The sequence below is a fragment of the Vibrio litoralis DSM 17657 genome, assembly GCF_000426765.1.
Lineage (GTDB): Bacteria > Pseudomonadota > Gammaproteobacteria > Enterobacterales > Vibrionaceae > Vibrio > Vibrio litoralis.
On sequence record NZ_AUFZ01000017.1, the window covers coordinates 370,016 to 383,666 of the forward strand.

Below are 13,651 nucleotides of genomic sequence, written 5' to 3' on the forward strand. Positions count from 1 at the left end.
GCGATCTTGCAACTCGAGTATTATATCGCTTATCGGTGCTTTTCTTTAGCTATTTAACTCATCCTTTTTGTAAACCAATAATACCGACTATGCTTACTCTCACTGTAGCCACAGGATCTAACGTACTAAGTCATCATTAAACTTGACGTTATCAATAACAAAATTTTTCATGAATATGACTGAAAAAATCGTGTCTCATGGAAATATTGAACAACCATATCAGACGATAGACTTAACTGAAAAATGACAATGCTTAACTCGATGTTGCTGAGTCAATCACTACAAAAACAGATGAATATGAAGATAACCATTTATCCAGATCACTTGCAAAGACTGAGTATTATTTTTACCACTCTCGTTCTTATGATATTAGCCGGATGCACCTCAACTTCGGCAATCGGAGGATCTAAAACCAAGAATTCTGCCAACTCACATGCGCTTATTGGCCAAGCCTCTTGGTATGGTGAAAGGTTCCATGGAAAACTGACCGCAAGTGGTGAGACGTATAATATGAATGCTTACACTTCGGCTCATAAAACCCTGCCATTTGGGACTATCGTGAGGGTAACAAATACCGCCAATAACAAGTCCGTCGATGTAAAAATTAACGATAGAGGCCCCTATGTAAAAGGCCGCGTTATCGATCTTTCTTACCAAGCATTTACCCAAATCGGCAACGTTAAAAAAGGAACCATACCGGTCAAAATTGAGATTATTGATGATAGTAATACCTTTAGGTATAAGCACTAGTCTCTGTTTAATTGGCGCTATAGTTTTCCTAGGAAAAAACACATTATTCTCATCAACCCTCCCCCGCCCTCCCTTGGCTGTAAATATTACTACCAAGTATTTTCCGCTGGTAAAGGGAGGGAGTAATTTGTGAACGCTTGTTGTTTAGCCGCATATATTGAAGATGCACCTGTCTCAAGTTTTCAAGATTCCGCACTAAATAAGCTGATACTTGATCCGCTTAGGCTCCAATATAATGACTACTTTAGTTGCTTACAGCATGCGATTAACCATAGTGAACATGAGAGTAAATACGGCAAAGGTCAGCTCTTCCCCTTGATAGATGATGTCACTTGGCAACAGAAGTCGACATAAGGGGAAGCGGGGATGGGGTTGGTTACGCCAAACTCCTTTGGGTAGCGGTGTTACAGTCAAATTAGTCTGAAACGAATATGGACATAAACGTTTTAGAAATGATGCACTATGGCGTTTCTGTCAGATTAGGAAAAGTATGTCGAGGCCTTAGTCGTTTGTTAGCCATTCTTTAGCTCGATCTCTAAAACTTGGATATTAAGACCTAGATACCGATATATCGCGCGAGCTTTTGCACAGAATTTTTTATCCTTGCTTATAATTGCGTCGCAATATATAGCCATAGCTGTGTGTACGCCGTCACTTAAAATACCTGGTAACTTTTGAGCATTCGCTAAGCCTCTGTCCGCATTAAAGCCAAGGAAGTTCAACATAGTATGACAACCAACGATACCCAAATATAAAGGCCACTTTTCATAACCTTGTTTGTCTACAGGGTCAAAACCGTAAAATTGTTCGGGAGTCATATTTTCATATTTATCTTTAATCAATGACCAGAGAGACTCCAAAGGATTGTCATCTTCGGCTGTATTACCAGCACGACCTCTGCTTGTACCCAAACCTTGACGTGTATTTTCAAGTTCGCCAATTTCTTGCATTGAACCAGATACAACATGATTTATATCATTTGCTACTGAGTCGACTTTAGCCTTAACCTCATCGTTGTATAAACCATAAGGCTCCATTATATCTCTTATTTGATTTCTCAACCTATCAGGATGATCCAGAATGACATCATGGTTATCACCACCCGCTAGTCGACTAAGGAATTGCAAATGCATATTTTCATCTACTGGGTGTTGACCTATTGCCTCAAGCCATTGTTCATAAAAATCTTTAGGGTCACGATAGTCATGAATAAAAGCTTCGCCTGTAATTTTAAATGCCTTATCTAACACAAACTCAATTTTTTTAGCTTTAAGTTCACGTAGAACATATAAAAAACGAAGGTCTCCCGACCTTTTAATTTCGTTAAAGGTCTCATGTGAATAGATCCATACAGTATTATCTGGTGTATTCAAAGAAAATTGATTTTTGCTCAAAGCATCTAATACATTATGATCGATATATATCTTCATACTTACCCTGAATGGCTAAAGCCCCAATCAATTGCGCACTGCACGGCAACTAAAGATTTTTTTTAACTCTAAACCACGACTGTCCAGCTTAACTGCATCAATTTAATTGGCTTGTCATGTTTTACTTTCCGAAACGTTGCTCACAAGATGGACATTTATATTTTCCCATATTTCTGAGCATTCCTGTTACTTCAGTTAAGAGTGTGAGTTCATTGCTTGATGAATAACAGTGAGAGCAAAATGGCCCTTCTGGTTTCCCTGATTGCGGAGCAGAAAGATAGTAATATCCATCACGAAAAATAACTTCGTCTTTTTGATTTAAAGCTTTTTCTAGTTCTTTAATTTTTTCTTTTAGTTCTATGTTTTCGTCCTTTGCTTCAACCAAATGCATTTTAACTTCTGACATTGCTTCCAGCAGCTCAGCAATTTTAAAGTTAACAGTTGCATCGTTTATAGCCGTAGTGGAATCTTTTAAACCTTTAGCAATATCCATTGCTACTTTCATAGAACTAAGACCTGCTGATATAGCACTTATATCTAACATTGGCATTCTCCTTCTAAACATAACGCAAAGTTCATTTGCCGAACACTGGCGCGATATTTTGGGAACCAAAATTCGTGACAGTACGAGGTCAATTGGAACACCTTGTTAGCCCATAACTTTCAGGTAGTCGTATTCAATTTCTTTTCTTGTAAGCTGATCTTTGTCTTTAATTTTGAGATTAAACAGCACAAAATCATCCAAACCATCTATATCTTTAACTTGTCCTTGCTCACCTGGCATACATATTTGAAACAAGACAGGCACTCCCTCACAATATTTTTCACGAAACGTGGGGAAGTAAGATCCCTCACCAATTTGACATCGCTTACCAATAATAGTTAGAGCAAACATCGGTATATGAATATCAGTTAAACTCTTCTCTTTGCGCTTACCCTCAATTTCTTTATGAAATTCTTCAACAGAGCGGTGCTCAAGGTTTGGATAACACAGAAATACGTACTCTTTTGGATTTAGAACAATTGCACTCAAGCAAACACGCCCCTCTTCATCACGAGAGTTGTTATCAGTCCAGTATTTTAAAGTTTCATGCATTTGACGCCCATATTCTTCGTCCGCAACCACAAAGCCGACAATTGGTATTTCTAACCCACCATCTGGAGGGACTGCTACTCCAAATGAAGTGCCTAGTAATCTTGCTGGGTCGTGTTCATAGGTTAACTGTGGCATCACGAGAAAACTGTTATAGATAAAAACCGTTTTTTCAACAAACGTGATAAGTAGCCAAACACCAACACCGAAGAGAAAAGCATAAATGGAATTGTCAAACACATAGAGCGCGGCAAGCAAACTGATTGCTGTAAGAACTCTTTTCGTCCACGTAAAAAAAGGTTTAGCTCTTTCGTGTATGACGATACGAAAAAATCTAGGTGTTTTCTCTAATTGAAAATTTAAACGTAACCTGTTTACTGACGATATGACTTTAAGCTTTATATTTTGCCAAGAATTCATTTCTCCTCCGCATACCATACATCGATTGTGGGCTAACAGTGTCTTTTCAGCAGACATTGTCTATCTAATATTTTCATAAAATACAGACACCATAGCAGTAACATACCGTTCTAACTGTCTTTAGCTTCCTTGCACTCACAAGTTGCAGAAGATGTCTGTATAGTCGTGAGTACCTAGCTAGACTCATAATCTGCCATTAATAAAAGTAGGTCAACAACTGACTTAAGAAAGTGGTCAGGAATTGAATGCTGAATGATTTCGGGGCATAAACAAGCCACACTCACCACATTAGATAAGCATTTTCTTTTTTGGAATATGGCAACGATTATTAGATGAAGTAGTTTTGAGGTAGAAGCTTTGGATTTGAGATTTTGCAGGTTTTTTTCAAACGCTAGATAGGTGGAAGCCCCAGCCACATCCCGGCACACACGTCATTCGCTGTGGCTGCTCCCTTCCAGGCCTGACCAAGTTCACGAACTAGTATTGCGGGAGGACCAGGGCCTCCATTGATTTTGTATCTTGTTTGCTGTGCAACTCAAGAGTGCGGTGATTATGTCGAATGATGAGATGCAATGCAAGGTGAATGTTCTATTCTACGCTCGTTTGACTAACATTTCGTCACTTTGCTTTCTTGAGTCAGCTTTCGCAGCATACATCTGTTCATCGGCTAGATGTAATACCGCATCAATTTCCATTAACCTTTCGCGATGGCGAGAAATAAGAGAGCAAAAATCGCAAAACTCATTTATATTGTGAATAATTTTTGAGCGGTAAATTTTCCCCGCATTCTATACGAGTTTATTAATATGTCTACCGGGAATTCAGCCAAAAACTTTCAAACGATGAATCAATTTAATCAGCAAGTGTTTTATATCTTGAGCCAGATCCCCGCCGGGAAAATCAGTAGTTATGGACGTGTCGCCGAATACGCGGGCTACCCTGGCTATTCACGCCATGTCGGCAAGTTATTAGCTCAGTTGCCAGAAGGTAGTCAATTACCTTGGTTTAGAGTACTCAATAGCCAAGGACAAATATCACTGAAAGGGGCAGATTTAGAGAGGCAGAAACGCTGTTTGGAACAAGATGGAATTGAGGTGAGTTCAACCGGAAGGGTTAATTTAAGAAAATACCTGTGGCAGCCTTAAGCTTTTCAGCTATTTAGTAGGTTAATAGACATCGCCCATTAACCTACTAGGCTACAAACAGATATTACAAAATTAGCGCACCAATTAACGAACGCCAATCACACGTAGCTGCACCGCTTGAGTCTTGTTCTCATCGGTAATCACATGAGTGATGGTGTCTGTTGTGAAGCGTAGTTTGCCATCAACAGCGATTTTAGCGCGAACGTTGTAACGATGGTTTGGCACAATTTTATTGGCATCATAATCAAGCTTGAATTCAAATGGCACTTGCTTACCGCCGGTCACAAATGAATCTGTTGCTAGAATCTCTGCTGCTTTATCCGCTAGCGAGATATCTTCTAGTGTCACGGTCACTACGGCGTCATCTGGTAGCGCAATACGTTCACGGTAGAACACGCTACCCGTAACACTGGCAAGACTAGCCGCTTCGCTTGAGCTTTGTGATGCAGACGAAGTGTTGTGGGTAGTTGTACAACCTGTCATTGCCACTCCCATAATTATTGATGAAATTAACAATAATGACTTTTTCATGTGCTTCCTTAATGAATTATTGTGATGTGAATATCATGCAGTCTTGTAATATCAAGCTCGCATGTTAATAATTGGACAATACAATATGGAGGTCTGATGAGCAAACAATTACAAGAATTACTCAATTTACACCAACTCGAACGTTTAGAAGTTGGCCTATTCCGTGGGGAATGTGAGCATTTAGGCTTACCGCAAGTTTATGGTGGGCAAGTAATTGGACAAGCTTTATCTGCCGCTGGTTATACCGTTGAATCAGATAGAACGGTCCACTCTTTTCATAGCTACTTTTTGCACCCGGGCGATATCAATCAACCTATTATTTATGATGTTGAAAAACTGCGTGACGGCAAAAGTTTATCTACTCGTCGCGTCAAAGCGATTCAACATGGCAGACCGATTTTTTATCTAACAGCGTCTTACCAAGGTCAATTTGAAGGACTAGAGCATCAAGAATCGCAAATGCCGGACATTCAAGGTCCTGAAGGCATTCCTTCTGAAACAGAACTCGCTCAATCGATGAAAGATGCCCTATCTCCTGCGATGCAACGTGCATTTTGTCATGAGAAGCCAATTGAAGTGCGCCCTGTGGTGGTCAACAACCCATTCAAACCAGATGCTCTACCTGCTAAACAATATTTATGGATTAAAGCCAATGGTGCACTACCGGATGATCCAATATTGCATCAATACTTGCTCGGCTACGCTTCCGATTGGGGGTTCCTAGTCACGGCGCTATTCCCGCATAAAGTTTCGCTGTTTACACCTAAATTCCAAGTCGCCACGATTGATCATTCAATGTGGTTTCATCGTCCGTTTAAAATGGATGAATGGCTGTTGTATGTGATTGATAGTCCAACCAGCAGCAATGGCCGAGGCTTAGTACGTGGTGAGATTTTTGACCGACAAGGAAATCTAGTAGCAAGCGCGGTACAAGAAGGTGTGATGCGCTTTACTCAAAAATAGTTTTCAGCACACATTTTTTAGCATACACAGAGCGAGCAACACACTTAACGAGCCACTTAAATCTGATTCGTATAGATTGAAGTGGCTCATTCGTAGCATGACTACCGAATGGGTAATGCAGTCGTATATTTAATCGATTCCATTGCAAAGGTCGAAGTTACATTCGAAATCCCTTCCACGCTATTTACTAGTTTCTTATAAAATTCATCATACGTTTTCATATCTGACACCAAGACTTTCATCATATAGTCAAACTCCCCTGCCATGCGGTAGAACTCCATCACTTCAGGAAATTCACTGACCGTATCAACAAAGGTTTGATACCACTCATTCGAATGGTTATTGGTTTTGATTAAGGCAAACGCGACAAAAGACAAGCCCAATTTCTCTGGGTTAAGTAGTGCGACCTTCTTATCAATCATGCCTTGCTCTTCTAATCGCTTAAGACGCTTCCAGCAAGGTGTGGTGGTTAAATTGACGGTATCGGCCAATTCTTGTAACGATACTGTGGCGTCCTGTTGCAGCATATTGAGTAGTGTTTTATCTACTTTATCCAACATCAACTGTTTCATTTCTTAAAACCTACCAAACAGGGAATTTATTTCCCCAATATAAGAAAATAACAACCAAAAAAGCAAACCTTTTCTCTTGTTTAAGAGGTAAATTACCTACATTAGATACCAAATAAGAGTTAGGATTAAGATTATGTGTATAGACAGACAATGGATTAACCAAGCGATCAATAAAATCGAAGCGGACTTTCAACGCTCAGCCGATACGCATTTAATTAAATTGGATCTACCATATTTATCCGGCATTGATATTTATCTTAAAGATGAAAGTACCCATCCGACTGGCTCTCTTAAGCATCGTTTGGCACGTTCATTATTCTTATATGCTTTATCAAATGGTTGGATTGGCCCTGAAACGACCGTGATTGAATCATCTTCTGGTAGCACTGCGGTGTCTGAAGCTTACTTTGCTCGCCTACTAGGCCTACGTTTTATTGCCGTGATGCCAAAATCGACCGCCACTAAGAAGATTGAACAAATCCAATTTTATGGTGGCGAAGCTCACCTAGTGGAACGCTCTGATCAAATTTATGCCGAATCTCGTCGTTTAGCAGAAGAGTTAAATGGTCATTACATGGATCAATTTACCTACGCTGAACGCGCGACCGACTGGCGTGGAAACAACAACATTGCCGACAGCATCTTTTGCCAAATGAGCCGCGAACCTCACCCAATTCCGTCTTGGATTGTAATGAGCGCAGGAACAGGTGGTACCTCCGCAACCATTGGCCGTTTTTTACGTTATAAAAAGCACCCTACTCAACTGTGTGTGGTTGACCCTGAAAATTCGGTTTTCCATGATTTCTTCAAGCATGGTGACGCCTCCATTACGATTGATTCAGGTAGTAAAATTGAAGGAATTGGCCGCCCACGTGTAGAGCCAAGCTTTATTCCTGGTGTAATCGATGAAATGCGTACTATTCCTGATGCTGCCAGCGTTGCTACGATTCAGTGGCTAGAGAACATTCTTGGCCGCAAAGTGGGTCCATCGACGGGTACCAATTTATATGGCGCATTAAATATTGCCCACGAAATGATCCAACGCGGGGAGACAGGATCAATTGTCACCTTAATTTGTGACAGTGGTGATCGCTATTTAAACTGTCATTACAACCCAGAGTGGCTCGAAAAAAATATTGCCGATCTCACTCCGTATAAAGAAACGTTAAAAACCATCACCCACTTATAAATATATTTGTAGATTTTTAGTCTAGAATTGATGGGTTGTATGATTAGGAAAATTAATCATTAAATATAGGAGTTAGCTCAAGTATTACGTTGAGTTATTGACTATAATGCTGCCAATTTGTGGCGGAACGATCTCCCCCTATCACTTTCGATAATGACTATTATCAAGCAGATTTAAAAGGTTAATTATGAAGTCCTTACGCTTATTTGCGCTTGCGCCTTTAGCTATGTTGTCAATTTCGTCTCACGCGGCGGATGTTGCTGGCAAAGATTACTTTTACTTAGGTACGGGTGCTGTTGGAGTTTCTTCAGATCCAGTGAATGTTGCTGGTGCAGGCATGCTTAAATTTGATGACTCTGAAATCTACGAGAACCCGAACGTTACTGTTGGTATTGGTCACTATTATTCAAAACACTTTGCTGTTGAAGGCTTCTACCGCTACTCACGCATTGACGGTGAGTTTGCCGATGACAGCATGGCGAATTTAGATACTCACCAATTTGGTCTATCTGGATTAGCGACGACAGGTAAGATTTGGAAAACCCCTTTTGAGCTATATGCAAAACTGACCGGTACTTATACCTATTCTAAATTTAAAGCTGACAACTATGACGTCAATGATGAAGATGGTGTGGGCGGTTTAAATATTTCAGGCGGCCTACAATGGGACCTAATGAATTCAGACTACTTCTTCCGTGCTGAATATGTCTATGCCCTAACCATGGGTGATCTGTTCGGCAATGATGATTACGATTATAAAGGCGTACAAATCAGCCTAGGTCGTACATTTTAAAGCGTAGTTCGTAACTCGGGCGCTTCGCTTCTCGTTGTTTGGAAAAGATAGTTGCTTGGAAAAGATAATAAAACGCTGCCCTTTCGTTAGAAGACGAAGTGCAGCGTTTTTTATTTTCAGGACTCGGTTCTCGGCCGTTTCACTGCTCGTGGCTTGATATAGTTACTGCAACAAAGCCGAGTCACAAGAAACATAGCGAAGCGTATACGAGTAACGATTCTACCCATGCCCTGGTCTTACGGTTATATCCTTCTCCAACTCTTTCTCTAGCAAGGCTTCTATATGCCCCGGAGAATGGGTCTTCAACGAAATTAAACGATACATTTGTGGGATCACGAATAAAGTCACTAATGTCGCAAAACTCATTCCAAATAACACGACAGTACCGACTGCCACCCGACTTTCATAGCCAGCACCAGTAGATAACATTAGCGGTAACGATCCAGCAATAGTGGTAAATGCCGTCATTAAGATTGGGCGCAGACGACGCGCTGCCGCATCAATAATCGCTTTTTCAAATTCAATGCCGCGGTCACGTAGCTGGTTTGCAAACTCAACAATCAAAATGCCGTTTTTAGTTACCATACCAATCAGCAATATCATCCCAATTTGGCTATAGATATTGAGCCCTTGCCCCATTAAATACAGGCCGATAAAACCGCCTAGTATACCCATTGGAACGGTAAACATCACAACTAGTGGGTTTATAAAGCTTTCAAACTGCGCAGCCAAAACAAGGTAAGCCACCAATAAAGCCAAGGCAAAAACCACCATCACACTTGATTGGTTTTCTTTAAAGTCTTTCGATTCACCACTGTATGAAATGCTAATATCACTCGGCAAGTTATCTACCGCTTGTTGGTCAAGATAGTCGAGCACTTCACCTAATGTGTAATCTGGCGTTAAGTTCGCACTCAAGGTAATCGATTTTTGTTTATTGGTGTGCGACAAGCGGTTGGCTGAGGCAATCTCTTCTAGCTTGGTTACTGTGTCGAGTGTGATTAGTTCTCCGCCGTCGGTACGTAAATAAATTTTGCTCAGGTCTGCAGCGTTATTAAAGCTGTTTTCATCACCACGTAAATACACATCGTACTCTTCACCACGCTCTAAATAGGTGGTTTCAGTCACGCCGCCTAGCATGGCTTCTAATGTATCGGAAATATCGCTCACACTGATGCCTAAATCGGCGGCGCGCTGCTTATCAACTGTCACGACAAGTTCTGGTGTTTTTTCAGAATAATCTAAATCGCCACCGGTGATCACACCATCTGCTTCGCCTTTGTGTTGCAAGAATTCAGCCCACTTCGAGAGTTCTTGGTAGTCTGAACCACCAAGCACAAATTGCACCGGGTTATCAGAACCGCCACGAAAACCCGGCATCATCGCCCACACTCGTACATCGGGAATACCGGATAGTGTTTTATTGATCATACCCAAGGCTTGCTGCGCATTGACGCTTCGTTTGTTCCAATCTTCTAGCACCATGATCACAAAGCCAGTTTCATCACCTGCTCGACCACCAAAGGCTGGTGCATCCACGCTGAATGATTTCAACACACCTTTACCAAGCAATGGAATGAGGCGATTTTCCACTTCATCCATATTGGCACTCATGCGGTTGAAACTGGTAGCATCCGCCCCTTTTACAAACGCAAATAGCACACCTTTATCTTCTTTGGGCGCTAATTGGCTAGGGATCATGGTCATTAACCATCCACTCACCGCAATACAAGCAATAATGCTTACCGGTGCTGACCAACGAAAACGAATCGCACGTACGAGTCCATTGCGATAAGCGGTTTCAATACGGGCAAAGAATTTATCAATACAAAGATTAAAACGAGTCGGCTTTACGTTGGCTTTGAGTAATTTACTGCCTAATACGGGCGTTAGGGTCAACGCTATTAACGATGAGAAAAGCACCGACATGGCAAGTAATACGGAGAACTCGGTAAATAGCAGCCCGACCATGCCATCCATAAAGGAAATAGGTAGGAATACCATCACCAATACCAAGGTAGTCGCCATAACAGCAAAGCCCACTTCTCGTGTTCCTTTATAAGCGGCAAGTAGTGGTGGTTCGCCTCGCTCAAGATGGTGGAAGATATTTTCGACGACCACAATGGCATCATCGACCACTAAACCAATCGCAAGGATCAGCGCCAATAAGGTAATTAAGTTAACTGAGAAGCCAAAGTAGTAAGCCGCCATAAAAGCAGAAATCAGTGACACCGGAACCGTCACCGCAGGAATTAACGTCGCGCGCATTTGACCGAGGAAAATGTACAGCACCAATACCACTAAACCGCCAGTAATAAATAGCGTGTTGTAGACTTCACTAATCGACTGCTCGATAAAGATCGTTGCGTCATACTCTATCTTTAATGAAGTGCCGTCTGGTAAAAACTTCTGCACGTTATCGACTTCTGTACGCACTCGCTGAGCAACGTCAAGTGGGTTGGCATCAGTTTGAGTAATGATGCCCATGCTGACACCGACTTCGCCGTCACTCTTGTACATCGAACTTTCATTTTTTGCACCTAAGTAAATCGTCGCAACATCTTGCAGATAAAGAGGATGTCCATCGCGACTTTTATTGACGACTAGATATTTAAAGTCTTCTTCAGTTAAGTAGTTGCGGGTCGTTCGAACCGTCATCGATGTGGTGTCATTTCGCACTTCACCACTTGGATTTTCGACGTTTTCACGTTCTAGTGCATCGCGAATATCAGTCGTAGTAACCCCTAGTCCAGCCATCGCAGTGGGATCAAGTTTTACGTACATGACTTTGTCTAGACCGCCACTGATATCAATTGAACTGACGCCAGAGATCAAGCTAAAGCGGTCAATCAGAACTCGATTGATGTAGTCGGTTAATTGAGTACGGTCCATCTTGGTTGAGGTGAGGTTGATATGTACCGCAGCATCACCTGAACCATTATCTTTGGACACGATAGGATCGTCAGATTCATCAGGCAGAGAACGTTGCGCGCGAGCAATCGCATCACGCACATCACTCACACCTGTCGTGAGGTCATAACCTAAATCAAAGGTGATGGTAATGCGTGAACTGCCATTACGAGAAACCGACTGAATATCATCGACGCCACTTATACCAGAAAGTTGGTCTTCTAATATGGTCGTGATCTGACTTTCCATTATGCTGGCAGAGGCGCCGTCATAACTGGTCGATACCGTGACCACAGGGTTAGAAATATCGGGCATTTCACGCACTGCAAGCTTAGTAAAAGACACATAACCAAACACGCACAGCAATAGGCTTAATACGATAGCCACCGTCGGCCGTTTTACCGACACATCAGATAACCACATTATTGCGCTCCTTGGTTATCTGACTTTGGCATTGTGAGTGAATCTTGTTCGACTACTTTGACATTTAAGCCATCGCGCATATTAACCAGACCTTTGGTGACGATTTGCTTACCAATTTCAAGGCCAGATTCCACTACAATTTTATCTTCTATACGAGCGCCTAAAATAATTTCGGTACGGATGACTTTGTCATTTTCAATCACATACACGTAACGCTTAGTACCCGAATATTCGAGTGCCTGTACCGGAATGATAGGTTTATGAATTTTAGGGAAAGTTAAGGTAGCCGACATCAGCATGCCTGGCTTTAATTTATGATCAGGGTTTGCAATATCAACACGCACCGGCACACTCAAAGTGGCGCTGTTTACACGGGTATTGATATGCGTGACCTTGCCAGGAAAGGTTTGGTCATTCCAAGCGCGGCTTTCGGTATTCACCTTCATGCCCAAAGAGATTTTTGAAAGATACTTTTCTGGTACCTGTAAATCCAAACGCATGTTGTCTAAATTATCTAAGGTAAATAGTTCTTCACTGGCGCTAACGGTTTTACCTTTACTGAAATCAATAAAGCCAACGGTGCCGGAAAATGGTGCGTTAATATTAAGGTAAGATAGTTCGGCTAATGCGACATCCATACGAGCTTTGGCAATATCGACACTGGCACGCTGAGCATCTAATTCAGTTTGAGTAATCGCATTCTTCTTCACCAAACTGGCGAACTCTCTTTCTTTACGCTTTTCATCATTATAATAAGCTCGTGCTTCGTTAAGTGCGGCGCGAGCTTTTTTCTCATCCAGCACAAGAAGCGGTTGATTCACTTTTACTTCTTGATTGGAATGCACAAGGATCTTTTCTACCTTGCCCGAAACTTCTGGCCTAACGGTGACCGATTCTTGCGCCGATAATTTGGCAACTAAGGTCAGGGTTTGCTGAACATCGTGTTCTTGAACGATTTGAGCGCCAACGGGGATTCCCGCTGGTTTATCATTGGCATTTGCAAAATGTGGAGAGGCAATAAAGAGAGATAAAGCAATGCCAAGTGAGGAAAGTGATTTTTTATCCATGTGAAATTCCGTTTATATGCCCAAGCAGGCTCAAGGTACGAGTTTCATTCTATCAGCAGAAAGATAAGTTGAGCGTAAAACAATGTAAATATCCTTATCTTTAATACAAATACTCCTAGATCTCAAAACAGTTAATTTCAGCTAAATCTTACTCATTTTGTTCAATAAAATGCCACTCAAAGCCCAATCAGTTCGAAAACTCAACACTTAATCAATTATTTAAAAAAACTTCTTTACAGCCTAAAACAGTTTGCTATTATGCGCCCCACACTTGTGGAGGGGTTCCCGAGTGGCCAAAGGGAGCAGACTGTAAATCTGCCGGCTCCGCCTTCGATGGTTCGAATCCGTCCCCCTCCACCATTATT

The 13,651-nt window shown here is 41.6% G+C and carries 12 protein-coding genes, 1 tRNA gene and 1 other RNA gene; 6 read left to right on the forward strand and 8 right to left on the reverse strand.

Annotation, left to right across the window (positions count from 1 at the left end; genetic code table 11):
* Positions 1-297 precede the first annotated feature (297 nt).
* Complete coding sequence (locus K358_RS0107185) at positions 298-750, forward strand: septal ring lytic transglycosylase RlpA family protein (RefSeq protein ID WP_027696188.1); 453 nt, start codon at positions 298-300, stop codon at positions 748-750.
* A 512-nt stretch (positions 751-1,262) separates the two neighbouring features.
* Here the strand turns inward: K358_RS0107185 and K358_RS0107195 are convergent.
* The 4 genes from K358_RS0107195 to ffs form a co-directional block, all read right to left on the reverse strand.
* Entirely contained in the window at positions 1,263-2,180 is a 918-nt protein-coding gene (locus tag K358_RS0107195; RefSeq protein ID WP_027696190.1) for a hypothetical protein, read from the reverse strand.
* Between the two features lie 121 nt (positions 2,181-2,301).
* Positions 2,302-2,724, reverse strand: a complete 423-nt coding sequence (locus K358_RS0107200; protein WP_027696191.1) for a cell division protein ZapB — start codon at positions 2,722-2,724, stop codon at positions 2,302-2,304.
* 105 nt (positions 2,725-2,829) lie between these two features.
* Entirely contained in the window at positions 2,830-3,693 is an 864-nt protein-coding gene (locus K358_RS0107205) for a hypothetical protein (RefSeq protein WP_027696192.1), read from the reverse strand.
* 403 nt (positions 3,694-4,096) lie between these two features.
* Positions 4,097-4,193: signal recognition particle sRNA small type (gene ffs / locus K358_RS18995), an RNA gene on the reverse strand.
* A 342-nt stretch (positions 4,194-4,535) separates the two neighbouring features.
* Here ffs and K358_RS0107215 point away from each other — a divergent pair.
* Entirely contained in the window at positions 4,536-4,838 is a 303-nt protein-coding gene (locus K358_RS0107215; RefSeq protein WP_027696193.1) for an MGMT family protein, read from the forward strand.
* Positions 4,839-4,922: 84 nt separating this feature from the next.
* Here the strand turns inward: K358_RS0107215 and K358_RS0107220 are convergent, their stop codons facing one another.
* Entirely contained in the window at positions 4,923-5,369 is a 447-nt protein-coding gene (locus tag K358_RS0107220) for a YbaY family lipoprotein (protein WP_027696194.1), read from the reverse strand.
* Positions 5,370-5,465: 96 nt separating this feature from the next.
* Between K358_RS0107220 and tesB the strand changes: the two genes are divergently transcribed.
* The gene (tesB, locus tag K358_RS0107225; RefSeq protein ID WP_027696195.1) at positions 5,466-6,332 is read left to right on the forward strand and encodes an acyl-CoA thioesterase II; all 867 of its coding nucleotides are present in this window, start codon (positions 5,466-5,468) and stop codon (positions 6,330-6,332) included.
* 101 nt (positions 6,333-6,433) lie between these two features.
* Here the strand turns inward: tesB and K358_RS0107230 are convergent, their stop codons facing one another.
* Positions 6,434-6,892, reverse strand: coding sequence for an Lrp/AsnC family transcriptional regulator (locus K358_RS0107230; protein WP_027696196.1), 459 nt, complete (start codon positions 6,890-6,892; stop codon positions 6,434-6,436).
* A 145-nt stretch (positions 6,893-7,037) separates the two neighbouring features.
* Here K358_RS0107230 and K358_RS0107235 point away from each other — a divergent pair, with 145 nt between their 5' ends.
* Both K358_RS0107235 and K358_RS0107240 read left to right on the forward strand, forming a co-directional pair.
* Positions 7,038-8,093 carry a PLP-dependent cysteine synthase family protein gene (locus K358_RS0107235; protein ID WP_027696197.1) on the forward strand — a complete coding sequence of 352 codons (1,056 nt, stop codon included), beginning with the start codon at positions 7,038-7,040 and terminating at the stop codon, positions 8,091-8,093.
* Positions 8,094-8,280: 187 nt separating this feature from the next.
* Positions 8,281-8,886: an outer membrane beta-barrel protein gene (locus K358_RS0107240; protein ID WP_027696198.1), complete on the forward strand. Its 606-nt coding sequence runs from the start codon at positions 8,281-8,283 to the stop codon at positions 8,884-8,886.
* Between the two features lie 219 nt (positions 8,887-9,105).
* Here the strand turns inward: K358_RS0107240 and K358_RS0107245 are convergent, their stop codons facing one another.
* Positions 9,106-12,219 carry a multidrug efflux RND transporter permease subunit gene (locus tag K358_RS0107245; protein ID WP_027696199.1) on the reverse strand — a complete coding sequence of 1,038 codons (3,114 nt, stop codon included), beginning with the start codon at positions 12,217-12,219 and terminating at the stop codon, positions 9,106-9,108.
* Complete coding sequence (locus K358_RS0107250) at positions 12,219-13,286, reverse strand: efflux RND transporter periplasmic adaptor subunit (protein ID WP_027696200.1); 1,068 nt, start codon at positions 13,284-13,286, stop codon at positions 12,219-12,221. Before K358_RS0107250 ends, K358_RS0107245 begins: the two co-directional genes overlap by 1 nt.
* A 275-nt stretch (positions 13,287-13,561) precedes the next feature.
* Here K358_RS0107250 and K358_RS0107255 point away from each other — a divergent pair.
* Positions 13,562-13,646, forward strand: a tRNA-Tyr gene (locus tag K358_RS0107255).
* Positions 13,647-13,651: the final 5 nt, after the last annotated feature.